The sequence below is a fragment of the Pseudomonas baltica genome (genome assembly GCF_014235765.1).
GTDB lineage: Bacteria > Pseudomonadota > Gammaproteobacteria > Pseudomonadales > Pseudomonadaceae > Aquipseudomonas > Aquipseudomonas baltica.
On record NZ_JACMYH010000001.1, the window covers coordinates 1,124,472 to 1,148,649 of the forward strand.

Here is a 24,178-nt window from a genome sequence, read left to right on the forward strand (position 1 = left end):
ATTCGAGACCACTGCCTTGGCCACATCTGCCACTTCGCGGCGTAACGCGCTGTCTCTCGACGGCCTGAATTTCTTCCTGGCCGATGTCCGTGACGGGCTCGGACCCTATCTGGCAATCTACCTGCTGGCGGTGCACAAATGGGACCCCGGCAGTATCGGCTTGGTGATGACCCTGGCCGGGCTGGCGGCGCTGCTCACCCAGACTCCCGCCGGCGCCCTGATCGACAAGACCCGGCACAAACGTGCGGTGGTGGTGGTTGCCGCCTTGCTGGTTACCGCCAGTTGCGTGGTACTGCCTTTCATTACTTCGTTCGGCCTGGTGGCCGCTACCCAGGCGCTCGGCGCCATCGCCGGCTCGGTGTTTGCTCCGGCCATCGCCGCCATCTCCCTGGGCATCACCGGGCCCAAGGCCTTCACCCGGCGTACCGGCCGCAACGAAACCTACAACCATGCCGGCAACGCCTTCGCCGCCCTGCTGGCGGGCGGGTTTGCCTACCTGTTCGGCCCGGTCGCGGTGTTCTACCTGATGGCCGCCATGGCCTTGGCCAGCGTACTGGCAGTGAGCTGCGTGAAGGCCGATGCCATCGACCACGACGTCGCCCGTGGGCTGGAGGCACACCATCAGGACGGTCACGAACAGCCCTCTGGCTTCAAGGTGCTGCTGGGCAACCGCGCGCTGCTGGTGTTCGCGGTGTGCTGCGCGCTGTTCCACCTGGCCAACGCGGCGATGCTGCCGCTGGTAAGCCAAAAGCTTTCGCAGATCGACCTGAGCATGGCTACCCCATTGACCTCGGCCTGCATCGTCGCCGCGCAACTGGTGATGGTGCCCGCCGCCCTGCTGGTGGGTGCGCGTGCCGATCAATGGGGGCGCAAGCCCCTGCTGCTGGCCGGCTTCCTGATCCTGCCGATTCGCGGTGTGCTCTATACGTTTTCCAATGATCCGTACTGGCTGGTGGGCGTGCAATTGCTCGACGGCATTGGCGCCGGCCTGTTCGGTGCACTGTTTCCGCTGGTGGTCAAAGACCTCACCCACGGTACCGGGCGTTTCAACGTCAGCCTGGGCGCCCTGACCACGGCATTCGGCCTGGGCGCTGCGCTGAGCAACGGCCTGGCCGGCCTGGTCGTGCAGGAGGCCGGCTACAGCGCAGCCTTCCTGACCCTGGCCGGGGTTGCTGCGGTGGCCTTCGTCCTGCTGCTCACTGCCATGCCGGAAACCCTGCGCCGCGCCACTGAACAGGATGCCACGCCTTGCCCCACGCCAGCTTGATCATCTGGGGCGTCAGCCTCCTCGCGACGTTGGGCATCATCACCAGGCCATTGCGCATCCCCGAATACGTCTGGGCGCTGGCGGCAGCGATCGGTCTGGTCGCTGGCGGTTTGATCGCCTTGCCTTCGGCACTGGCAGCGGTACTCAAGGGTACCGATGTCTACCTGTTTCTGGTGGGCATGATGCTGCTGGCCGAACTGGCCCGCCGTGAAGGGTTGTTCGATTGGCTGGCGACCGTCGCTGCCCGCCAGGCCCGCGGCAGTGCGCAACGGCTGTTCGATCTGGTGTTCGTGGTGGGCACCGTGGTGACTGTTTTCCTGTCCAACGATGCCACGGCCGTGGTGCTGACCCCGGCCGTGTACGCGGCCACCCGGGCAGCACGCGTCAACCCGCTGCCGTATCTGTTCGTCTGCGCGTTCATTGCCAACGCTGCCAGTTTCGTCCTGCCGATTTCCAACCCGGCCAATCTGGTGATATTCGGCAAGCACATGCCGCCGCTGCTCGATTGGCTGGCCATGTTCAGCCTGCCGTCCGTGGCGGCCATCGCCATGACCTATCTGGTTTTGCGCCTGACCCAGCGTCGGGATCTGCAGCAGCGCCTGCAACTCGTCGAGCAACTGCCCCGCCTGAGCGCAGGTGCTCGACTCACCGCCTGCGGGCTGGCCGTCACGGCGGTGTTGCTGTTGACCGTATCGGCCCTGGACGAAGCGCTGGGCCTGCCGACGTTCCTCGCCGCCGTCAGCACCCTCGCCGTCGTCCACCTGTACCAGAGAAGCAATCCCTGGCCGGTGTGCAAGGGCGTGGCCTGGGGCGTGCTGCCGCTGGTAGCGGGGCTGTTCGTGCTGGTGGAAGGCATTGGCCAGACCGGCGTGACCGGTCAGTTGGCCAACTGGCTGGAACAGGCCGCCAGGCACGCGCCGGCCCAGGCGCACTGGTGGGCAGGAGGCCTGGTGGCCCTGGCCTGCAACATCGGCAACAACCTGCCGATCGGCCTGCTCAGCGGGTCCATCAACGAACTGGCGCACCTGCCGCCCACTGTCACCGGCGCGCTGGTGGTCGGCGTCGACCTGGGCCCCAACCTCTCGGTCACCGGCTCCCTGGCGACCTTGCTGTGGTTGATCGCGGTGCGCCGCGAAGGGGTCGAAATCAGCGCCTGGACGTTCCTCAAGCTCGGCGCAGTGGTCATGCCGCCGGCCCTGATCGCCGCCCTGTGGCTGCTTTGAGGCCGCAGACGCATTCGCGTCTCAGAACTTCACGGTCGCCGTCAGACGTGCCGTGCGCAACGCGCCCTCTTCCACCTGCAGCGTGCTGCTGCCGGTGGTGGCTGGGTAATACTGCTTGTTGAACAGGTTATCGATGTTCAGCTGCAGGCGCGTTTCGTAACCCTGGGTGGGCAGGTCCCAGCGCACGAAAGCGTCGGCCAGGGTGTAGCTGTCCATCCAGAAACTGTTGGCGCTGTCGCCCGGCCGCTCGCCCACGTAGCGCGCGCCTGCGCCCACATGCCACTGGCCGGTCTGCGCGGGCAAGGCCAGATGATGGGTCAGGTACAGGCTGGCCGTGTGCATCGGCGCGTTGGGCAGACGATTGCCTTCCTGCTCGGGCGCTTCGGCGTTCTTCAGCACTTCGGTGTGGCTGTAGGCATAGGTGCCGATCACACTCCAGTTCTCGGCTATCCGCCCGGTGACATCCAGCTCGACACCGCGCGAGCGCGCCTTGCCGACCGCCTCGTCGAGGCTGTCGCCATTGCTCTGCAGCACGCTGTTGACCAGGTTCTTCTTCTCGATGTCATACACCGCCAGGTTCACGTTCAGCGCAGCGGTCGGCGTGTATTTGACCCCGGCTTCGTAGCTGCGACCCTCGGTGGGCTTGAAGCTGTTGCCTGCATCGTCGGCGTCGTTGGGCACGAACGAGCGGCTGTAGTTGGCATACAGTGCCACCGTTTCGCTGGGCTGGTAGACGATCCCGCCAAAGGGAATGAATTCGTCGCCGTTGGAATCGGCACCGGGCGCGTACGAGCGGCCCAGGCCCTGATCGCTGTATTGGTCCCAATGCGCCTGACGCCCACCGAACACCAGGATCCAGCGATCGTTGAGGTGCCAGTTATCCTTGAAGTACAGGGATGTGGTGACCAGGTTGTTCTCGGCATTGCTCTGCGCCGCGCTGACCGTGACCGGCTCGGCCAGACGGCCATAGCCCGGGTTGCGGATGTCGATATTGCCGGCGGCGGTATTGGCGTTGCGGTAGGTCTTGCCGCGGTATTTGTCCAGCGACTCGTTGTCCAGGCCCACCACGATTTCATGCCGCTGGCCGAACAGCTGCTGGTCGCCGATCAGGTCCAGCGCGGTGTAGCGGCTTTCGTAATCGTAGTGACCGCCATTGGCGATGCGCCGCAGCGTGTTGCCGGTGAGCGTGTTGGGTTGAGCGATGGCCAGGCTGTAGCGATCCTGGGTCCAACCGTAGGTCAGGCGACTGCGCCAGGCGTCCCCCAGCTGGTATTCGAACTTCGCTGTGGTGCTCTGGCTGATGCCCACGGTCTTGGCCCAGCGCTCGTCGAGGCGGTCGCGGTAGCTGATGTCGGCGGGTCGCCCAGCGACGAACACGGTGCCACGGTCGAACGGGCTGGCGTAGTCGTTGTAGGTATAGGCCAGCGAAGCACTGGCCCGCTCACCGACCCAGGCAATCGACGGAGCGATCAGGGTGTGCTCGTCGGTCCCATAGTTGCGCCAGTAATCCTCGTGGCTGCGCTCGGCCACCAGCCGGTAGGCCAGATCGGTATCGCCCAGCGGGCCGGTGGTGTCCAGCGACAGCGAACCGCCGCCCTCGCTGAAGCCGGATGCGCCGAGGGTGGTGCTGCGGGTGAACTGCGGCTGCTTGCTGACGACGTTGATGACCCCGCCCGGTTCGAGCGCGCCATACATCAGCGAGGCCGGCCCCTTGAGCACTTCCACATGATCGGTGGTCGCCCCCAGGTTGCGACCGATGGCCGAGCGGATGCCGTCGCGCAGGATCGAGTTGTCGTCGTTGCTGCCAAACCCGCGCTTGATCAGCGCATCCTTGGTGCCGCCCAGGGTGTTGGTCTGGGTCACACCGCTGACGAAGCGCATCGCGTCGTTCAAATCCTTGACCTGGTAGTCATCCAGCGTGCGCGCCGTTACCGAATTGATGGTCTGCGCTTCATCACGGTTCTGCGTGGCGCTCTTGCTGGCGGTTTCGCCGCGCACGCGGGCGTAGCCGTCATCGCCCTCACCTTCGCCGCTGGCCTGGATGACACTGGAGGGCAGCTCGGTGGCCGCCATGGCCAGGCAAGGCAGGACTGAGCACAACAGCACCCAGGAATGGGCCCGATTCAACGACTTGACCACGCGTGTAACTCCGTACTGGATAGAAGACGCGAATGCGTCCCATCTCAATTGTACGGACTATCGTGAGCTTTTGCTGAATCGGTTGTACGATTTTTTACTACTTCGCAGACGAATTCAGAGACGGAAGCGACCCACCAGATCGTTGAACGAGATGGCCAGGCGCGACAGATCCTGGGTAGATGCGCTGGTCTGGTGAGCGCCTGCCGCCGTCTGCGTCGACAGGTCCTGGATGTTGATCAGATTCCGGTCGACCTCACGAGCCACGTGGGCCTGCTCTTCGCAGGCGCTGGCGATGACCAGGTTGCGATCGTTGATCTGCGCGATCCCGGTGGCGATGGATTGCAGCGCATCGCCGGTGGCCTTGGCCAATACCTGAGTGTCCCCTACCAGCCCCTGGCTCTTGCCCATGGCAGCGACTGCCTGGTCTGCCCGCGAACGCACCGCACCGATCATGCTTTCGATCTCGCCCGTGGACGACTGGGTACGCGCCGCCAGTGCCCTGACCTCGTCGGCAACCACCGCGAAACCACGCCCCTGTTCGCCGGCGCGGGCCGCTTCGATGGCCGCGTTGAGGGCCAGCAGATTGGTCTGTTCGGCGATACCGCGAATCACGTCGAGCACCTTGCCGATATCGCGCACCTGAACCGCCAGGTCTTCCACGATGGTGGTCGAGGACTGGATTTCGATGGTGGCATTGTTCACCGCTTCCACGGCATTGCGCGCCTGCGTCAGGCCATCGGTGGCCTGGCTGCTGGCGGTCTTCGAGGCTTCCGAGGTGGAGATGGCGTTGCGCGCGACCTCTTCCACGGCCGACGTCATCTCGGTGACGGCCGTGGCCGCCTGCTGAATCTCGTCGTTCTGACGCAACAGCCCACGGCTGCCGTCTTCAGTGACCGCGTTCAACTCTTCGGCTGCCGAAGCGAGTTGATTCGAGGCGTCGGCAATCTGGTGGATGGTGGCCTTGAGGCCTTCCTGCATTTCGCCGAGCGCGGCGAGCAGCTGCCCGGTCTCGTCACGGGCCGAGCTGCCAATGCTGTGGGTCAGATCACCCTTGGCGATCAATTTCGCGCTGGCCACCGCGGTGGCGATGGGCCTGCTGATAAGGCGGCTCATGAACAGCCCCAGTGCCAGTGCTGCCAGAAAGGCCAGTGCGATACCGATATAAAGCACGGTGATCGCCGCCCGCTCCTGCTCGTCGGCGTCACGCGCGCCTTCTTGGATCTGCCGGTTGTTCGACTCGACCATCACGGTCAACTCGTCCATGACGGTGCGATAGGCCGGCTGGATCTCCCCCGACATGAGCGAGCGCGCCGCTGAAACATCGCCGGTGTCCAGCACCGACAGTACCTTCTGCAGCTGCGCCTGATACAGCGGCCAGTCACGTTCCATCTTGTCGCCGGCGGCACGCTCGTCGTCGGCCTGTGGCGTCTTGCGGTACGCCGCAAAAGCCTTCTCGCTGTCAGCCAAGTTGGTGTTCATACTCTGGCGAATCGAGTCCTTGACGCTTTGCGAATCGTTTTCCGCATGGGCGGCGATCAGGGCGTACAGGTCCTTGAGCTGGGCAATCGCCTTGCTCTTGGCTTCGGCCGTCTTGGCAACCGACACCAGGTTGTTAGAGAACACCCCTTTGAGGCTGTCCGACAGCTGACTGACGCCGCGGCTACCCAGCATGCCGACGCCCAGGGTAATGAACGCACACAACCCGAAGGCCGCAATCAGTTTGGAAGATAACTTTGCATCGCGAAGCCACGTCATACAGGTATCCTGTCAGGTCCACCAAAAAAAGCCCCGGGTTCGGCACTTTCCTTAGCGTCGTGGGCGGTATGAACCCGCTATCGGCATTGCCGCAGGAAGCTTGAATAGTGTTCGCAGGCCGTGTGGCCACTTGGCCCTACCTTCTGTCGTGGCGACCAAATGCACCTGCCATACGATCAGCGGTATGAACGCTTATGAGATGATGGCTGTCTGATATCACTCTATCCGCATGACCTTCCGATGCCGCCCATGAACGACCTCAACCGCCGTAATCCATGCCGCTTGCCGATGCTTCTGTCGCTGACGCTGCTCACGATCGTGGGGCTCTCCATCCTGTGGGAGTTCCACCTCGAAGCCTATGTGATGCACTGGCTGAACCTGCCCTACGACGGTGACTTCGAAGATGCCGAACGGTGGCGTTTCGTGCTGACATCTTCGGGGTTCTCGATGATTTCGCTGATCGTGCCGACCATCGTGCTCAAGCGCATGGTCACCAGTACTCAACTCAGCTACCGGCGTCTGCAGCGGATCCAGTTTCAAACCGAAACCCTGGCCAAGTACGACTCCCTCAGCGCCTTGATCAACCGTCGCGGCTTCATGGACCTGCTGTGCGAACGGCTTGCACAGCACCGTTGCATATCGATCATGCTGATCGACCTGGACCACTTCAAAGCCATAAACGACCAGCATGGCCACTCTGGCGGAGACGGCGTGCTGGTCGAGGTGGCCGACCGGCTCAAGCACATCGCACGCTTGCACGGTGGCACCGCCGCCCGACTGGGTGGGGATGAATTCTGCCTGCTGTTTCTGGACTACAGGGATGAGCGCGAGTTGAGCGACATTGCCGCAACGACCATCCAGCGGGTCAGCGAGGCCTTTGTCGAACCCTCCACCCCCGTGCGGCTGGGCGCGACCATTGGCATATCGCGTTCCTGGATCGATGCCACCGAGGCGTCCGCACTGCTGCACTGCGCCGATACGGCGATGTACCGGGGAAAGAACGCTGGCCGCTCCATGTTCAATTTCTACGACAACGAATACGAGCGGCAGCTGCGGGCCCAAGCCGACCTCGACCAAGCCCTCAGGCACGCGGTGGAGCGCGAAGAAATCGTGCCGTTCTTCCAACCCATCGTCACCCTTCCGTCGCAGACGATCGTAGGCTTCGAGGTGCTCGCACGCTGGGCCCGGCCCGACGGCAGCACCGGCATGCCTACCGACTTCATCCCGATACTGGAGCGCCTTGGCCTGATTCCGGCCATGACCCGCTCACTGGTCAAGCAGGCCTGCAGGGCGGCCAGCTTCTGGGACGACACACTGCACCTGTCGCTCAATGTCAGCGCCACCATGATCACCGACGAGCTGTTCCCCGATCGCCTGGCCGAGCAACTCAGGCATGAACGCTTCCCGTACGAGCGCTTCGAAGTGGAGATCACGGAAGAAGCGCTGGTGGGCAACCTCGACGCCGCCCAGCGGAACCTGAGCAAGCTGCACGCCTACGGCATCAGCGTGGCGCTGGACGACTTCGGCATCGGCTATTCGGGCCTGTACCATCTGACGCGGCTGTCCATCGACAAGATCAAGATAGACCGGTCCTTCTTCGAGGCCGGCAGCATTGACCACCTGCCCATGGTGGAAGCCATCCTGGGGATGGCACGCAGCCTGAAAATGAAAGTCACGGCCGAAGGCATCGAGGACTTCCACCTGCCCTACCTGCCGAAATGGCTGGCGGAAAATGGTTGCCACTATGCCCAGGGCTATCTATATGGCCGCCCACAGGCAGGGAGCACCATCGCCGCCGCCGTCCATGCCCCGTTGACGGTCTGCGCCGCGGCTCAGAACTGAACCCGACGCCCGGTCACCGGGTAGCTCGGGTCGGTGTAGCCAGGCGTCGAGCTATGGCCCGCCACCACCAGGGCGTCGATGAAAGCCTCGTCCTCTGCGGTGAACCGGTACTGCAACGCCGGCACATAGTCGCGCCATTGCTGTTCGGTGCGAGGCCCGGCGATGGCCGAGCTGATCAATAGGTTGTTGAGCACCCAGGCCAGCGCGAACTGCCCCGAGGTGATGCCACGAGCCTGGGCGTGATCCTTGATGCGTTGCGCCAGGTTCAGCGACTCTGGGCGCCACTCGGTCTGCTGCAGGCGCGGGTCGCTGCGCCCCGCCCGCGTGTCGACACCCGGTTCGGCACCGGGGTCGTACTTGGCGGTCAGCACGCCTCGCGCCAGCGGGCTGTAGGACACCACGCCGATGCCATAATGCTCGGCTGCCGGCAGATGCTCGGCTTCGATCTGCCGATTGGCCAGGTTGTACAGTGGCTGGCTCACGGTCGGCCGCTCGACCCCCAGCAGGTCTGCCACCCGGCAGAATTCGGCAAGCTTCCAACTGCTGTGGTTCGACAGCCCGTAGCCGCGGATCTTGCCGGCGCGAATCAGATCGGCCAAGGCGCGCACGGTTTCTTCCACCGGCGTGAAAGGGTCTTCACGGTGCACGTAGTAGAGGTCGAGGTAATCGGTCTGCAAGCGGCGCAGACTGCCTTCCACCGACTCGATCACGCTATGGCGCGAAGCCCCGCGCCCATTCGGCCCTTGCACGCCGGGGTTGGGGTTGACGAACTTGCTCGACAGCACCCAACGCGAGCGCTGGCCGGCGATCAGCTTGCCCACCGCGATTTCCGAAGCGCCGTCGTTGTAATTGTTCGCCGTGTCGATGGCATTGATGCCCTGCTCCAAGGCATCGTCGACGATACGCTTGGCGGTGGCGTCGTCGGTCTGGCCGCCGAACATCATCGTACCCAGGGTGATTTCGGAAACCTGCAGGCCATGGCGGCCCAGGCGGCGGTATCTGACGTCGCTCATCGAAAAGTCCTCTCTTGGCAAAACCGGCGGCCATGCAAGGCCCTGTCCCTCGATGCTGGCGTATCCGATCCAATCCAGCAACATACTGGCCTATAGCCTCTATCGGAAAAGACTATTTAAGCTGCGCGGGCCGTGGCCGATAGACTGATCACACTCAAATGAAACAACGCTCATCCCGTGGCCAGGACGCCAAAACACCGATAGAGCCCTCGGAGCACCGCATGCCCACCACCCACATCACTGAAATGCAGGAAGACGTCCATGACGCGGCACTTCAGTTGGAAATGATCTACCAAATGCTCCGCGGCCACGCCCTGTTTCTGCGCAGCAGAAACATCGACCATCTCATAGATGATGTCTTGCTCGTTGAAAACCAGGCGGGCGCTCTGGCCCTGTCCATTCAAGATCTAAAAGGGGCCGCGTCCAGGATGGCCAAGGCGGCGTAGCTCGAAAAGCCTCGTATCCCACAAAGTCCAGTATACAAGCCTCTTATTCCATTCAGGAATTTACTGAAACCATTTAGTGATTATCCAGGCATAAGCACCAATGCTAGTGTCGACGACATACCGATCAGCATTCGTGTCGTCCTTATGCCCAATTATCTCGATTCCCATCACCGCCAGTCGATCCTGCAACTGCAGAACACCTGGACCGCGCGCAGCGACTGGCCGACCTGGTTACTGCTGCTCGGCACCTATGGCGCCTGGTGGGCGCTGATCGAATTCGGTTCGTTCATCGGGCGACCGCTCACCGTACTGCTGCTGGTGCCGCTGCTTACCCTGTGGATGTCGCTGCAGCATGAACTTCTGCACGGCCACCCTACCCGCTGGCGCAGCGTCAACAAGGTCCTGGGCTATGCCCCGCTGGCCATCTGGTACCCCTACACGCTGTACCGCGACAGCCATCTGGCCCATCACCGCGACGAAACGATCACGCTGCCGCGCGACGACCCGGAAAGCCGATACCTCGATGCCCGGGCCTGGTCAGGCAGCGCGGGGCCCGGCCGGACGCTGCACTGGCTGAACAAGACCCTGCTGGGCCGTCTCTGCGTAGGCCCGGCCCTGGCGCTTGCCGGTTTGATTCACGAGCAGTGCGCGCGCCTGTTGCGCGGCGAGGCGCAAGCGTGGCTGATGTGGGTCACTCATCTGCTCTGCGTGCTGGCGCTGTTCGGGTTCATCAGCGCCCAAGGCGTGGCTGTCTTCGATTACCTGCTGGCGAGCGTTCTGGCGCTGGCGCTGTCCATGGTCCGTTCCTACTACGAACATCGCCCTGCCGAGGCACCCGAGCAGCGCTCGGTGCTCAACGAAGCGGGCTGGCCCTGGCGCTGGCTGTTTCTCAACCTCAACCTGCACCTGGTGCATCACGACCTGCCGGGGTTGCCTTGGTACTACCTGCCCCGCGTGTACCGCGAGCGCCGCACGGACTGGCTGCAACGCAGCGGACATTTTTTGGTCAATGGCTACAGCGAGCTGTTTCGGCGTTATGCCGTGTCCCCCGTCGACAGTCCTCTGCATCCTCTAGGTCGAGGCACCCAGCCATGAGCACCGACGTGATCGCTGCACTGCCCATGTATCCTGCGCCCGCCGTAGTCGGCGAGGCGTACCGCCGCTGGCTGGAGGAAACCCTGCAGTTGCTGGGCACCGACCGCCCCACGCCCTGGCCGGGTTCACTCGCGGAGCTGTGGCTGCATCCACGACTGCTGTTGGCGCAGACCTGCGGCTTGCCTTTGATCACCGAACTCAAGCATCGGGTCCGTATCGTCGGCCGACCTCATTTCGCGCTACCCGAGGCACAGGCCGGACAACATTGCAGCCTGCTGATCGCTCGCCTCGATGACCCACGGCAGACCCTCGCCGAATTCTTCGATTGCCGGGGCGCCTACAACAGCCTCGACTCCAACAGTGGCATGAACCTGCTGCGCCATGCGCTGATCCCCCATGTGCGGGAGGGTCGGTTCTTCAAAAGCGCTCTAGCGACTGGCAGTCATCGCCAGAGCATTGCCCACGTCGCCACAGGCATCGCCGACCTGGCGGCCATCGACAGCGTGACCTTTGCCTACCTGGCTCGCCATGCCCCGAATGAAGTCGCCGGCGTGCGGGTCGTGGAACGTACGGCCAATGCGCCGACATTGCCGTATGTCACCAGCCTCCACGGGCCAGAGCCAGGCTTGCTGCGCGAGGCCATGAATGCGGCACTGGCACATCTGCCAGAGGTTGCGGCAGTGTTGGCTATAACGACCGTGCAGGAAACGGCCTTCGCCGATTACGAAGTATTGCTGGAGTATCGGGACAAGGCGCGGCGGCATATCGGACAAGCCGAGCTGTGGTAGCCTCGCATCGCTTGGGCCGACCCTGGCCGTCAGAAAAAGTACCTTACCGATGCGCCCAGGGTGGTTGATGGCTGAGGCACGATCACCAGGCCGCTGTTGGTGCCATAGGCCACTTCGCTGCCATACCGGTGGGGCTGAAAAGTGCCGTAGACACTGAACTGGTAATCGCTGTAGTCGTAGCTGGCGCGCAGGTCATAGCGCGTGTAGGCAGGCATGGTCTTCCTGCCAGTGCCGACGTAATAGGGAATGCCGCCCAGATGATAAGCATCGGCATTCAATGTAACTTGCCCACCCATGAACCCGTCTCGATACTGAACGCCCGCCTTGTAGGTGTGCTCCGGCACGACCAGTCGCGCACCGATACCCGGCGCCGGGTTGGTGATGACCGCATCGATGATCCGGCCATAACTGATGTAGGTACTGACGGTCGACGTGGCTTGATAGTTGACACTGGTCTCCAGCCCTTTGCGCGTGGTGTCACCTACTTGCTCGTACACACCCGGCGAGGTTTGCACGGTCTCGCTGTCGTTCTGGATGTAATAGAACTCGGTGGTACTGGACAGGCTATCGGTAGGCCGCAGGGTAAAACCCACGTCGTAGGACTTGACCTTGCTGGGGCGTACGCTGCCGTTTATCTGTCCACCCGTGTCCCTGAGCGGAAGCGCACTGCTGCTGCCTGAACTGATGTACTCCGCCGCTGGGGAGCGGAAACCCTGAGCCACATTGGTGAACAGTTCGAGCTGATCGATCGGTGTCCATGCCACGCCGAACCTGGGCGTTGTCACCGAGCTGTTGTAGCCGGTACTGGCGTCTCGAAACTTCAGGTTGTCGATATCGTAGTCGAACCGATCGTGACGGATACCGGCGAGCAACTTGAGCGAATCGATGGGCTTGTACTGGCCCTGCGCGAAGACCCCATAGGTGATGAGGTCCATGTCGAAGTCGTAGTAGAAGTTTTGCGTGGGCTGGAAGTTGCGGTACTGCTGGCGAAAGGCATCGCCTTTGTCGCGACGCACGTCCGTACCGACCATGAGCGATGCCGTGTCTTCATACACGAAGTTATAGGCCAGGCGACCACCGTAGATGTCACGATCGTCCTTGCCATAGTTATGTGTGTTCGTGCCGTTGGAGATGCCGCGTACGCGCCTGAAGTCTTCGTAATAGGCCGTGTAGTACAGGCCCGCCTCGCCCTCGGCCGGCGACCGATTGAACACGTAGGTATTGCGATTGGCGTTGCCGAAGCCATACAGGTTGTCGGTATCGCGGCGGCCGACGGTGCCCGCCTTCAATGCGGGCAGGCTCAGATAGCCGTCATTCCTGAAGTCCGATTCGTAATGGCTGAACCGCGCCGAGTATTTCGCATCGCCAATGACTTTGGAAAGCTTCCAGAAATAGTTGTCGCGCTGGTTTTCGGCGGCCTTGCGGTATCCGTTGGTCCTGTAGAGGTCAGTCACCAACAGTGACGCGAGGCCTTCATGTTCACCGCCTAGTACCACGTTAGTCCGCTGGCCATCGAAGCTGGCGACATCCACCCCGATGCTGGACGCGACGTCACTGCCGTCCAAGGTTTCGATGTTCACGGCGCCTGCCCGATTCTGATCGCCGTACAGTGCCGACACCGGGCCTTTGATGACGTCCACATGCTTGATCATCTGCGGGGTGAGCCATTCCAGAAATACGGGACCATGCCCTGCCCCGCCCTGACTTGAGGGAATGTTCTGCGGCACCCCGTCCACCGACACCGCCACGTCGGCCCCGTGGGTGCCATTGGTGGCGAACCCGCGCATGCGAAAACCGTTACCGGTGTCCCCCTGATCGATGTTGTTGGCTACCACGCCCGGCACCCGTCGGTAGATGTTGGAGATATCGCGATCCACGTTGAGGGTGCGGATCTCTTCTTCGGTTATCGTCGAGACGGCAGTCGGCAGGCTTTGCGAGGCCGTGCTGATCCGATTGCGCACCAGCGGTTGCGCTATACCCGTGCCGTATCGATCGCCAGAAATCTCGACAAGGCCCAACTCGGTAGGCCCTGGTGGTTCCGACTCCTGTGCCGCCAGCGGCGTGTAGAAACCAACGCTGCCAGTCAGCGCCGCGCCAGCGAATGCCAGGCGCCTGAAGTGATTCGCATATCCGTACATGAATAATTCTACCTACGTTATGATATAACGTGACAAGATTACAACCGAAAATGTCCGTTGACCAGAAGCGCCCTACACGATTGCCGTGCTGCACCCGCGATGCCTATCGGCATCGTTCGATGCGCACGGTTCAACCCCTGCAGAACACTAGGGAAAACCCATGAAAATTGCTTTGTCATTGCTTGCCGCTGCAACCCTTCTCAGCGCCCAAGGTGCGTATGCCCATGGTATCTGGACCGAACAACGCTACGGCCAGTTGGACGTCGTCTACGGGCACGGCGCAGAAGACCAGGCCTATGCCGCGGATAAGGTCAAAGGCGCATGGGCCTACGATGAACGCGGACAAATGATCCCGGTGACGGTCGAGAAGCTCGGCGACCACGCGCGCCTGCATCCAGCCGCGCAGCCCGCCGTGCTCGCCGTTGCCCTGGACAACGGTGTCTGGAGCAAGAACGCTCAGGGAGAATCGGTGAACAAGCCCATGGCTGACGTACCTGGCGCCGTCAGCGCCAGTCACAGCTACAAGTACAGCCTGGCGATCCTGAAAGCACACGCGCAGGTGCCCGACGCGCTGAAATTGGCCATGGTCATTCGGCCGTTGAAAGATCCGAGCGAAGTAGGCGTCGGTAATCCATTACCCGTTGAACTGACGATCGATGGCAAGCCGGCCGGTGGCATCGCCCTGCTCGATGACTACCGAGGCATGTCGGACGCCAGTAGCGTCGTCACCGATGCACGAGGTCGCGCCACCGTCACCGTGCGCAACGCCGGGTTGAACGTCATCGCGGCTCAAGCCAAGGTAGCCGCGGTCGATCGCAAGGACGTTTCAGAGCGCAGCCTCTTCACCTCGCTGACCTTTGTCGGCAAGGCACACCAACACTGAGTCCGCGAGCCGCCCTTCATTTCAACCAATCCAGCGTCATGATCAGGCGGCGCTCGCCAGCCCGTGCCTGCGGCGAGCGATGAATGATTCCGCGCCCTTCGTTGCTCATCCATCGCTCACCCTTGAACAAGGCCACGTCAGCCGCCAGCAGCTTGTGCGGTGCATCCACCGGTTCGGACCCGGCCTGCCCCAGCCCCGCCCTGGGCATCGCACCCTCTTCGAGCCATTCGCTGCCCCGGCCAGCGTACGTCGTGATCAAGCGCACGGAGACCCGATCGACGTGATAACGCGGACACATCGCCTTGTCCAGAATGCGCAGACGCAGGCCGATACGCTCGGCGCCCAACAGGCAACCGTAGGCCTGGATCAACCAGGCAACATCCTCGACGAACTCGGCGTAACCCTCACACTGAGCGAAAGCGGCAGCCAGCCCGACCAGATCCGGGGGCTCTTCCCCCTGTAACTCAATCACTCGCGACTCCGATAGTGGATCGTCACGGCACAACAACGCATCAGTGAAACTCGCGATCGCGGGCGAAAATTGCCGCGTCCAGATGGCCAGGTTTATGTCGTCGCGCAGGATCTCCGCCAGCACGGCGGGCTCGGGCGACTGAATGTAATGGGGGGTGGCGGGCATGGCATACATCGCATCAGTGGAGGATATGAATAGATATAACATAACATATCAATAACCACGCCCATGATCCAACGAGATGTGACAGTCGCGCCGTTGTCACAGCTTTATCACCCAAAGAAGGATGAGCCAGTGAAACAGATTCAAGCAGGCGTGCTCAACGTCGCGTACCGGGACCTTGGCCCAGCCGATGGGCCTGCGGTCGTGCTGTTGCATGGCTTCCCCTACGACATCCGCGCCTACGACGCGGTGGCCGAACGGATCACCGCTGCCGGTTGCCGATGCATCGTCCCCTACCTGCGCGGATACGGGGGCACGCATTTCATCGACGCAAACACGCCTCGCTCGGGTGAGCAAGCAGCCTTGGGGTCGGACCTGCTGGCATTATTGGATGCTTTGAAAATTTCCCAGGCCGTACTTGCCGGCTACGACTGGGGTGGCCGCGCAGCGTGCGTGGTGTCCGCCCTGTGGCCCGAGCGCGTCGTGGGAATGGTCAGTTGCGAGCCGGGCTACAACATCCAGGACATTGCCCATGCGACCCGCCCCGCCGCCCCGCAAGCCGAACAGCGCTTGTGGTATCAGTACTACCTGCACGGCGCCCGTGGCTACGCAGGCCTTGAAGCCGACCGGGATGCCTTCTGCAAGCTGCTGTGGCAACTATGGTCGCCGACCTGGGCATTCACCGATGAGGTGTTTTTGGCCTCGGCGCAGTCGTTCCACACTCCCGACTTCGTCGACATGGTCACGCACTCCTATCGCCATCGCTTCGGACTGGTCGACGGCGATGCGCAGTACGCGGCCATCGAACAGAGGCTGGCGAAGCAACCCGTCATTGCCGTGCCAACGGTCATCCTGGCCGGTGCTTGCGACGGTGTCACCCCGGTTCAGGATGAGCAGCAGGCGCTACGCCGATTCAGCGGCCCTGTTCGTCGATCAATCCTCGAAGGCGTGGGCCACAACGTCCCGCAGGAGGCACCGGAGGCATTCGCCCGGGCGGTGCTGAGCCTGTCAGGGCCGTGAGGCCCCTACCATGGTGTGGCCCATCGATTGGTGTCGGGTGTCTATTCACTCAAGAGCGTGCGCAGCAGCTCGATCATAGGCTCGACCGCCGGGCTGCTTCGATTGGGTGCCTGCACCAGATGCAATTGCCTTGATGCCACGGAATCATCCAGATCGCGAACGACTATATCCGCCCTGCAGGTGGTGGTGGACAGTTTCGGTGCAAGCGCCACGCCCAACCCTGCAGCGACCATTGCCTGGGTTTCCTGATAGTCGTTGGCCAACAGGGCGATGCGTGGCGTGAACTTGCACTGGGCAGCGGTGCGGTGCAGCAGCTCGGTGATTTCATGACCATCGGACCGGCACACCCAAGCCTCCTTGGCGAGCTGAGCCAGGTTCAGAGGTCCTGCCTCCTGCGCCATTGCGTGCCCTGCTGGCAGCAATACCACCGTAGGGTCCGTGCGTAGCTGCAAGGTCGACCCAGGTTCGTTCAGCCACGGGTATGTCCAAGTAATGGCCAGATCGAGCTCACCCGAGCCGATGAGTTGACGCAGCGCCACCAGACGAGTGCTGCGCACATCCAAGGTGATGGTCGGATGCCGCGCCCTGAACTGCATGACAATTCGCGGCAACAATGAAGACCCCAGCGTCGGAAACACCCCCAGCGACAGGTGGCCGGCGCGGCCTTCGGCAACACTGCGCAGTTCCGTCTCGAGCTGCGCCATCTGTGCCTCGATCAGGTTGACCCGGCGCATGACCCGCTCCCCGGCATCGGTAAGCGCCATGCCATGGGGTCGACGCTCGAACAGTGGCAGTCCGATGACGCTTTCCACACGCTGTACCGTTTGAGAAACCGCGGAGGGGGTCAGGTGCAAGCTGCGTGCGGCAGCGGTCATCGAGCCGACTCTGCCGACTTGTGCCACCACTCTGAGTTTTTCGATATCGAGCTTCATGGAAAGAGCCTATTAGCTATTAAGCCAGACTTCAATCTGTGTTTAGCATTTGTCGTTAGGCTTAACGACCTGGCGTTGATATCTTTTTATCAAGTGCTGCAATTCTCGTCAGCAGCACTACCCAGACACAATAAAAACAAAAGGCACCGCTCATGAACCCACGACACAACCTGGTCTCGCAGACAGATCACTGCCTGCCCCATCCGCCCGTCCCCTTTATTGTTCCTGTCCCATTCGACGCCTGCTGAGGAGCACCAACATGTTGGCTCTCCTCGGTTTTGCCACCTTGGGTGTGTTCATGCTGTGCGTCATCCGCAAATGGATGACGGCCTTCGTCGCGATCATAGTCGTGCCAGCATTTTTCCTGCTGTTTACCGGCCAGGGCGCACAGCTGGGCGAAATGATCGCCGCCGGCATCAAGACGGTAGCACCCACTGCCGTGTTGCTGTTGTTCGCCGTGCTGTATTTCGGCTTGATGATGGATGCGCGCTTGTTCGATCCGCTATCGCGACTGATCATCCGCATATCCAAAGGTGACCCAGTCAATATCTGCGTGGGCACCGCCGTCCTCGCCTGTCTGGTCGCCCTGGATGGCGACGGAACCACCAGCTACATGATCATCTGCTCGGCTTTCCTGCCGCTCTACAAAAGGCTTCACATCAACCCGTTGATCATCGCGACCATCGCCACCATGGCGCTGGGTACCGTGTCCGGGACGACCCCTTGGGGCGGTGCTGCAACACGGGCCGTCAGTATCCTGCACCTGGACGCCAGCGAGTATTTCGCGGCAATGCTCGGCCCGATGATCCTGTCCTGCGCCTTCGTCTGCCTCATTGCCTACGTGCTGGGGCGCAAAGCGCGCAAGGCAATCGATCCGCAGCACAGTGCGCAGGTTTCAGCGCAGATCATCGCCGAGAGCTGCCAGGTCGAGCACGCCGCCAACTGGCGGACGGCATTGAACGCTGCACTGACCGTCCTGCTGCTGGTGTGCCTGGTCTTGGGCGTAGCCAACCTCATGGTGTTGTTCATCGCCGGTTTCGTCATCGCACTGTTCGTCAATGTGCCACGTGCTGCCGACCAAGGCGCTGTCATTCAGCGGCATGCAGCAAGTGCGGTGCCTGTGGTGATGCTGGTATTAGGCGCAGGGGTCTTCACGGGGATTTTGACTCAAACCGGCATGACCACGGCGATGGCCGAAGCCTTCGTGGGCAGTCTGCCCAGCCACCTCGGCTCCTTGATCCCACTGGCCACCGCGCTGATCGGCATCCCCCTGAGCTTCTTCATGGCCAACGACGCGTACTTCTTTGGCATCGTGCCGGTACTGGCGGAAATGGCCGCGCGCTACGACATCCCCGCCATGGAGATCGCTCGTGCCGCCGTCATCGGCCAGATGGCCCATTCGATAGGCCCGGCCTCGGCGCCCTTGTGGGCCTTGCTCGGCATCATCAAGGCAGACCTGGGCGACTTCCAGAAATTTGCCTGGAAATGGGTGCTGCTGGCATCGCTGGCCTACATGACTTTTGCCGTCCTGACCGGGGCAATCTCCGTCTCCAGGTAGATCCCGCTCTGCATGGCGAATTTGACTCCATCCCGGCAATGCGGCCTTGAACGAGGTACCGACACGCCTGGTCGATACCTCCCTTCACGATTGGACTCACAATGAAACTGACCTCTGCCATCGCAGCACGCACCTGCAGTCTGACCTTCGAGCACTTATCCCCACAGGCCTTATGGAATGCCAAGCTCGCCATCCTCGACACCGTGGGCTGTGCCTTGGCAGGCGCACGTGAACCCGTGGTGCACACGCTGCTGCAGACCGGGGGACTGAACACCCTCGGCGCAGTACCGGTACTGGGCAGACACGAACGACTGGACCCGCTGTGCGCGGCCCTGGTCAACGGTGCTGCAGCCCATGCGCTGGATTTCGACGACGTGAACATCGCCATGGGCGGGCACCCTACCGCGCCGATCCTGCCGGCCTTGTTGGCCTTGGCTGCAGAAGGGGGACACACCGGCCGCCAGCTGTTGCTGGCTTACGTGGCCGGCTTCGAAACGCAGGCACGCCTGGCACAGAGCGTCAATTTTCATCACTACGACAAGGGCTGGCACCCAACTGCCACCTTAGGCGTGTTCGGCGCAGCTGCGGCCAGTGCTCGGTTGCTTGGCCTCGATGAACAGCAGACCTCGATGGCCTTGGCGCTGTGTGTGTCGTTGGCCTCGGGTGTCAAGGCCAACTTCGGCACCATGGCCAAGCCCTACCACGTCGGCCATGCCGCCAGGAACGGCTTGATGGCAGCGCTTTTGACCCGCAACGGTTTCACCGCAAGCCTGGATGCCTTCGAACATCGCCAAGGTTTCTTCGAAGTGTTCAACGGCCCCGGAAACTATACGCCAGCACTGGCATTGCAGAATTGGGCTGCTCCCCTGGACATCGTGGAGCCAGGTATCGGCATCAAGCTCTACCCCTGCTGCGACAGCACACACACCAGCCTCGATGCCTTGTTCACGCTGCGCCGTGACCACCCTTTCGAGGTTCGCGACGTTGCAGGCATCGAGGTTTACCTGCATCCACTGCGTCTGACCCATGTCGACCGCTCTCTGCTACGGACCAGCCTGGATGCCAAATTCAGCGTGCAATATTGCCTGGCCCGCGCCCTGATCGACGGCCGCATCGTACTTGACAGCTTCAGCGAAAACGCCTTCAACGACGCCGAAGCGCTGGCGCTCATGCAACGCATACATGCCCTGCCTCACCCCACTCCCTCTCTAGCCAGACCAGGCAACTACCTGACCGAGTTGCACATTCGATTGCACAACGGGACGCGGCTGACCGTGCGAGCGCACAGTCCGGCCGGCAGGACCGCCGACCAGCCAGCCCCTCTGGAGAGCATCATGACCAAATTCAACCACAACGCGGCCAAGGCCTTGGATACGCAAGCCGTTGCAACCTTGAGCGATACCCTCATGCGCATGGAGCAATTGCCCCGCGCCGAGGTGATCGGCGATCTTTGCGCGACGCGTTGAACGTTGGTAAAACGCCAAGTGCGTCCTGGGGCAGGTAGTGAAGAACACAGGGCCGAATATATGCACTCGCCCATGTGCACTCAAGGGGCATCCACTTGGACACCGCTGCTGCATTCCCTGTATTGACCGCTCAACCAATGCGAAAGAAAATCTTGCCCAGCATCAGCAGGCTTACGCAAACACAGAGCACAGAGAACATCTGCTGCAAGAGCCGTGCAGGTAGGGTCGGCGCCACAAGGCGGCCGCCAATCATGCCGACCAGTGCCGATACGGTGAACACGGCGCCTGCCGAGGAAAACTTCATACCCTGGCTGAACAGATGGCCCAAGGTACCCAGTGACACCAGTGCAACCACCATCAGTGAAGTGGCCACGACGCCATGCATGCGCACGTCGCTGAACGTTCGAAAGGCGGGAACGATGAAAAACCCTCCCCCGACTCCCAGCAAGCCGGTCAGGAACCCCGAAGTCGCGCCAATCGATGCCAGCGTCGCCAGGCAGCGGGCATTCCAGTCGAGTCGGCCCGTGGCAGGATCGAGCATACAGTTGCGCTGCAGTGCGCCTCGGGCCTCGTCGTCGCGTCTGGCCTGCAGGTACATTCGACACGCCACAATCAGCATGACCACGGCGAACACTGCCATCAATGCTGTACCGGGCACCCGTGCGGCCACGTAAATGCCCACAGGAGCCACCACCCATCCGGCGGCTGCCATCGTGGCTGCGGCCTTGTAGCGTACCAGGCCTTGGCGCAGTCCCTGCATCGCGCCGATCAAGGCAGCACTGCCAACCGCGAGCAACGCGATGGGCGTGGCTTGGGTAATCGACCAACCCAATCCAAGGGTCAGGGCCGGAATCGCCAGAATGCCACCACCTGCCCCGGTGAGCCCCAGCACCAGACCGACACAGGCCCCCAATATGAATGTCAGCATCAGGTCACTTCGAAGAGCAGGCGGTGAGCCACTCACGCCCCTTGAGCATGCCGTTCCAATAGAACCATGGCAGCAATCGTGCCTTTAGGAACCAGGCCGACCTGCGCGCGATGGTCGGATCCATCGGGAACGTAGGTAGCAATTTTCCGCCATAGCCAAACTCGGCCAATATGACCTTGCCGTTCTCGACGGTGAGCGGACACGAACCGTAGCCGTCATAACGTCGAGGCAGCTGACGGCCTTTGCGCAGTGCGATGAGGTTGTCTGCGACCACGACTGCCTGCTTGCGCGCAGCCGCTGCGGTTTTGGCGTTGCTGGTGCCGCAGACATCCCCCAGGGCAAATATTTCAGGGTAGCGCGGGTGCTGCAACGTGGCTGGATCGACCTCCAACCATCCGGCCTTGTCGGCGAGCTCGCTGCGGCGAATCACATCCGGCGCTTGCTGCGGTGGCACGACGTGCAGTACATCGAAGCGTTTTTCCACGCGCGTCACGTTTCCGGCCGTGTCTGTCACATCGAACCATGCGGTCTTGCTCGGGCCATCGACCCTGACCAGATTGGACTGGAAGGCGAGTTTCGCGCCGTAGGCTTCGACATACTTCATCAGCGGGGCGACGAACGTGGCAACCCCGAACAGCACGGGAGCTGCCAGGTTGAACTCGACCGAAATCGACTGCAGCACGCCCTCCTTGCGCCAGTGATCACAGGACAGGTACATCGCCTTCTGCGGCGCGCCCGCGCATTTGATCGGCATGGGAGGCTGGCTGAACAAGACCTTCCCGCTGCGCAACGAGCGCACCAGTTCCCAGGTATAGGGGGCCAGGTCGTGACGGTAGTTCGACGTCACGCCATGCTTGCCGAGGGTGTCTTCAAGCCCTTGGATTTCTTCCCAGGCAAGTTGCAGACCCGGGCAGACGATGAGTTGCTGGTAGGCCAGCTCGCTGCCGTCGCTGAGCAACACCAGCTTGCGGTCTGGGGCGAAGGCCGATACCGACGCCTTGATCCAGCATGCACCTTGGGGAATGACGCTTTGCATGGGGCGGACGGTGGCATCGATGGGGTAAGCGCCCCCGCCCACGAGCGTCCAGGCGGGCTGATAGTAATGTTCGGTGCCAGGTTCGACGATCGCAACGCGCAAAGACGAATCTCGCTTGAGCAGACCGGCCGCAACGGTGATACCGGCAGAGCCTGCGCCCATGACCACTACATCGTACTGCCGGGTCAGGGGGCTGCCTTTGGTTGCCGCCTCGTACAGCTTGGCGGACCGATTGCCGGTACGGCAGTAGGCAAGCACCGGCTTGGGCAACTGCTCCAGAAGCGCGTTCAGCGCTTGAGCCTGGGCTGCCGTAGCACCGGAGCTCGCCACCGGTAGATATCGGAACTCCAGCCCCGACGCGACAGCCGCTCGGTGCATGGCCAGGTGGCTGGGTTGCTCAGCCCCACCTTCATCGTCAGGGCGATTGCAGATCAGGCTGGCGAACCCTTGATCTCGCACCTCAGGCACGTCCTGCGGATCGAGTTGGCCCGCCACCGAGAACGATGCGTCTATTCGCTTTATCACTTGCTCCATTACAAACCCCGGGCATAGCCACCGTGTGAGAGTTCCAACACCGCGCCCCGGCCGAGCCACGCGAGGTGCGATGGCCCAGCGACGAGCAACGGATCATGCAGAGGCTTACTTCTTCAGCGCCTGGCCACAGTAAAGTCCCGACAAGGTCTGCATCAGCGAGACCACCTCGAAGCTGGCCAACGAGTAGTAGATGTACTTGCCCATTCTGCGGGTGTTGACCATTCCTTCGTCGCGCAGCACACCCAACTGCTGTGACAACGTCGGCTGCCTGATCCCGGACAGTGCCTCCAATTCCCCTACGTTTCGCTCGCCCTGGGTCAATTGGCACAGCAGCAACAGACGGTCTTCGTTCGCCAAGGCCTTGAGCAAGGCACACGCCTTGGACGCGGAATCGCGCAACAGACCGATTTCTTCGGTGGACAATTGAGCAGTCATGGAAAGCCCCGATGGTTGACCGGTCGACAGTCTACGATTGAATAGTATATGTTTCAATATAGTGTAATGACGTGAATCGAAGAGGTTGCCCGATGACTGCCCAGATAGAAGGTTTCTACGACACCGCCACCTCGACGGTGAGCTATGTCATTTTCGAAGCGTCAGGGGGGGCATGTGCAATCGTGGATCCGGTGCTGGATTACGATGCCAAAGCCGGGCGAATCCGCACCGATAACGCGGACCGCATCATCGCCTTCGTGGACAGCCATGGGTTGCAGGTGCAGTGGCTGCTTGAAACACATGCCCATGCCGATCACCTCTCGGCCAGCGCTTACCTCAAAGCCAAGCTAGGCGGCAAGATCGGCATCGGTGCGCAGATCACCGTCGTGCAGGGCGCGTTTCGGGATATCTACAACCTCGAACCCGACTTCCTGCTGGATGGCTCTCAGTTCGACACGCTGTTCGAAGCGGATGAGATCTTCCACGTCGGCAACATACCGGTGCAGGTTCTGCACGTGCCTGGCCATACGCCTGCGGACGTCGCCTATCGAGTTGGGGATACACAGGTCTTCGTCGGCGATACGCTGTTCATGCCGGATGTCGGCACTGCCCGATGCGATTTCCCCGGCGGGGACGCCGTACAGATGTATGGCTCGATCAAACGGCTGTTGAGCCTACCCCCCCAGACCACACTGTTCATGTGCCACGACTATCCTCCTGTCGACAGGGAAGCGTCCTGGATCACCACCGTTGCCGAGCAGCGCGCGAACAACATTCATGTCGGTGACGCGTCCGATCTTGAATCGTTCGTACGCATGCGCACAGCCCGCGATGTCAGCCTGTCGGTCCCGGCGCTGTTGCTGCCGGCGATCCAGGTGAATATCCGCGCCGGGAATCTGCCCCCTGCCGATGAAAGCGGGTTGTGCAGCTTGAAGATTCCTTTGAACAGGTTTTGAGAGCGTTTGTCGTGGTTAGGTAATGGCCTCAGTGAGCATGAGCGGAGCTGTTTCATCGCCACCTCGCTAGAAAGTATCGCCGAGACCCAT

The 24,178-nt window shown here is 61.9% G+C and carries 20 protein-coding genes and 1 pseudogene; 11 read left to right on the top strand and 10 right to left on the bottom strand.

What is annotated here, in order from left to right; all coding sequences use genetic code 11:
* Window positions 1-16 precede the first annotated feature (16 nt).
* Both H7993_RS04935 and H7993_RS04940 read left to right on the top strand, forming a co-directional pair.
* Complete coding sequence (locus H7993_RS04935) at window positions 17-1,267, top strand: MFS transporter (RefSeq protein ID WP_185793658.1); 1,251 nt, start codon at window positions 17-19, stop codon at window positions 1,265-1,267.
* On the top strand, window positions 1,249-2,490 hold the full coding sequence (locus tag H7993_RS04940; RefSeq protein ID WP_185793659.1) for an arsenic transporter: 1,242 nt from the start codon (window positions 1,249-1,251) through the stop codon (window positions 2,488-2,490). The genes H7993_RS04935 and H7993_RS04940 overlap by 19 nt, the downstream gene beginning before the upstream one ends.
* A gap of 21 nt (window positions 2,491-2,511) precedes the next feature.
* On the opposite strand, the gene H7993_RS04945 is transcribed toward H7993_RS04940, so the two are convergent.
* The 3 genes and pseudogenes from H7993_RS04945 to H7993_RS20895 all read right to left on the bottom strand — a co-directional run.
* Window positions 2,512-4,563 carry a TonB-dependent siderophore receptor gene (locus H7993_RS04945; protein WP_185794180.1) on the bottom strand — a complete coding sequence of 684 codons (2,052 nt, stop codon included), beginning with the start codon at window positions 4,561-4,563 and terminating at the stop codon, window positions 2,512-2,514.
* 180 nt (window positions 4,564-4,743) lie between these two features.
* Window positions 4,744-5,607 carry a methyl-accepting chemotaxis protein gene (locus tag H7993_RS20890; protein ID WP_425311990.1) on the bottom strand — a complete coding sequence of 288 codons (864 nt, stop codon included), beginning with the start codon at window positions 5,605-5,607 and terminating at the stop codon, window positions 4,744-4,746.
* Window positions 5,602-6,384: pseudogene (locus H7993_RS20895) on the bottom strand (MCP four helix bundle domain-containing protein); the annotation flags it as partial. The pseudogene H7993_RS20895 and the gene H7993_RS20890, both read right to left, overlap by 6 nt.
* Window positions 6,385-6,633: 249 nt before the next feature.
* On the opposite strand from H7993_RS20895, the gene H7993_RS04955 reads away from it, so the two are divergent.
* Window positions 6,634-8,226 carry a putative bifunctional diguanylate cyclase/phosphodiesterase gene (locus H7993_RS04955; RefSeq protein ID WP_185793661.1) on the top strand — a complete coding sequence of 531 codons (1,593 nt, stop codon included), beginning with the start codon at window positions 6,634-6,636 and terminating at the stop codon, window positions 8,224-8,226.
* On the opposite strand, the gene H7993_RS04960 is transcribed toward H7993_RS04955, so the two are convergent.
* On the bottom strand, window positions 8,217-9,239 hold the full coding sequence (locus H7993_RS04960; protein WP_185793662.1) for an aldo/keto reductase: 1,023 nt from the start codon (window positions 9,237-9,239) through the stop codon (window positions 8,217-8,219). The two genes, H7993_RS04955 and H7993_RS04960, sit on opposite strands and share 10 nt — an antisense overlap.
* Window positions 9,240-9,460: 221 nt before the next feature.
* Between H7993_RS04960 and H7993_RS04965 the strand changes: the two genes are divergently transcribed.
* The 3 genes from H7993_RS04965 (at window position 9,461) to H7993_RS04975 (ending at window position 11,568) form a co-directional block, all read left to right on the top strand.
* Window positions 9,461-9,685 carry a hypothetical protein gene (locus H7993_RS04965; protein WP_185793663.1) on the top strand — a complete coding sequence of 75 codons (225 nt, stop codon included), beginning with the start codon at window positions 9,461-9,463 and terminating at the stop codon, window positions 9,683-9,685.
* 144 nt (window positions 9,686-9,829) lie between these two features.
* Entirely contained in the window at window positions 9,830-10,780 is a 951-nt protein-coding gene (locus H7993_RS04970) for a fatty acid desaturase (RefSeq protein WP_185793664.1), read from the top strand.
* Complete coding sequence (locus tag H7993_RS04975; protein ID WP_185793665.1) at window positions 10,777-11,568, top strand: phosphate/phosphite/phosphonate ABC transporter substrate-binding protein; 792 nt, start codon at window positions 10,777-10,779, stop codon at window positions 11,566-11,568. Before H7993_RS04970 ends, H7993_RS04975 begins: the two co-directional genes overlap by 4 nt.
* Before the next feature lie 29 nt (window positions 11,569-11,597).
* Here the strand turns inward: H7993_RS04975 and H7993_RS04980 are convergent, their stop codons facing one another.
* A complete protein-coding gene (locus H7993_RS04980) occupies window positions 11,598-13,706 on the bottom strand; it encodes a TonB-dependent receptor (protein ID WP_185793666.1) in 2,109 nt (702 codons plus the stop codon).
* Window positions 13,707-13,866: 160 nt separating this feature from the next.
* Here H7993_RS04980 and H7993_RS04985 point away from each other — a divergent pair, with 160 nt between their 5' ends.
* Entirely contained in the window at window positions 13,867-14,589 is a 723-nt protein-coding gene (locus tag H7993_RS04985) for a DUF4198 domain-containing protein (protein ID WP_122712924.1), read from the top strand.
* 16 nt (window positions 14,590-14,605) lie between these two features.
* On the opposite strand, the gene H7993_RS04990 is transcribed toward H7993_RS04985, so the two are convergent.
* Window positions 14,606-15,235: a DUF1826 domain-containing protein gene (locus H7993_RS04990; protein ID WP_122713585.1), complete on the bottom strand. Its 630-nt coding sequence runs from the start codon at window positions 15,233-15,235 to the stop codon at window positions 14,606-14,608.
* A gap of 120 nt (window positions 15,236-15,355) precedes the next feature.
* Here H7993_RS04990 and H7993_RS04995 point away from each other — a divergent pair, with 120 nt between their 5' ends.
* Window positions 15,356-16,243, top strand: a complete 888-nt coding sequence (locus tag H7993_RS04995) for an alpha/beta fold hydrolase (protein ID WP_185793667.1) — start codon at window positions 15,356-15,358, stop codon at window positions 16,241-16,243.
* A 41-nt stretch (window positions 16,244-16,284) separates the two neighbouring features.
* On the opposite strand, the gene H7993_RS05000 is transcribed toward H7993_RS04995, so the two are convergent.
* The gene (locus H7993_RS05000) at window positions 16,285-17,175 is read right to left on the bottom strand and encodes a LysR family transcriptional regulator (protein ID WP_122712926.1); all 891 of its coding nucleotides are present in this window, start codon (window positions 17,173-17,175) and stop codon (window positions 16,285-16,287) included.
* A gap of 259 nt (window positions 17,176-17,434) precedes the next feature.
* On the opposite strand from H7993_RS05000, the gene H7993_RS05005 reads away from it, so the two are divergent.
* Together H7993_RS05005 and H7993_RS05010 are read left to right on the top strand one after the other, a co-directional pair.
* The gene (locus H7993_RS05005; protein WP_122712927.1) at window positions 17,435-18,733 is read left to right on the top strand and encodes a CitMHS family transporter; all 1,299 of its coding nucleotides are present in this window, start codon (window positions 17,435-17,437) and stop codon (window positions 18,731-18,733) included.
* Between the two features lie 101 nt (window positions 18,734-18,834).
* Window positions 18,835-20,199: an MmgE/PrpD family protein gene (locus H7993_RS05010; protein ID WP_185793668.1), complete on the top strand. Its 1,365-nt coding sequence runs from the start codon at window positions 18,835-18,837 to the stop codon at window positions 20,197-20,199.
* A gap of 130 nt (window positions 20,200-20,329) precedes the next feature.
* Here H7993_RS05010 and H7993_RS05015 read toward each other — a convergent pair whose 3' ends face one another.
* From H7993_RS05015 to H7993_RS05025, 3 genes are all read right to left on the bottom strand, one after another.
* Window positions 20,330-21,127 (bottom strand): sulfite exporter TauE/SafE family protein, encoded by a 798-nt coding sequence (locus H7993_RS05015; protein WP_185793669.1) that lies wholly within the window; start codon window positions 21,125-21,127, stop codon window positions 20,330-20,332.
* A gap of 4 nt (window positions 21,128-21,131) precedes the next feature.
* The gene (locus H7993_RS05020) at window positions 21,132-22,697 is read right to left on the bottom strand and encodes a bifunctional protein tyrosine phosphatase family protein/NAD(P)/FAD-dependent oxidoreductase (RefSeq protein ID WP_185793670.1); all 1,566 of its coding nucleotides are present in this window, start codon (window positions 22,695-22,697) and stop codon (window positions 21,132-21,134) included.
* Window positions 22,698-22,802: 105 nt separating this feature from the next.
* Window positions 22,803-23,132, bottom strand: coding sequence for an ArsR/SmtB family transcription factor (locus tag H7993_RS05025; protein WP_122478691.1), 330 nt, complete (start codon window positions 23,130-23,132; stop codon window positions 22,803-22,805).
* Window positions 23,133-23,224: 92 nt separating this feature from the next.
* Between H7993_RS05025 and H7993_RS05030 the strand changes: the two genes are divergently transcribed.
* Window positions 23,225-24,088: an MBL fold metallo-hydrolase gene (locus H7993_RS05030; protein ID WP_185793671.1), complete on the top strand. Its 864-nt coding sequence runs from the start codon at window positions 23,225-23,227 to the stop codon at window positions 24,086-24,088.
* Window positions 24,089-24,178: the final 90 nt, after the last annotated feature.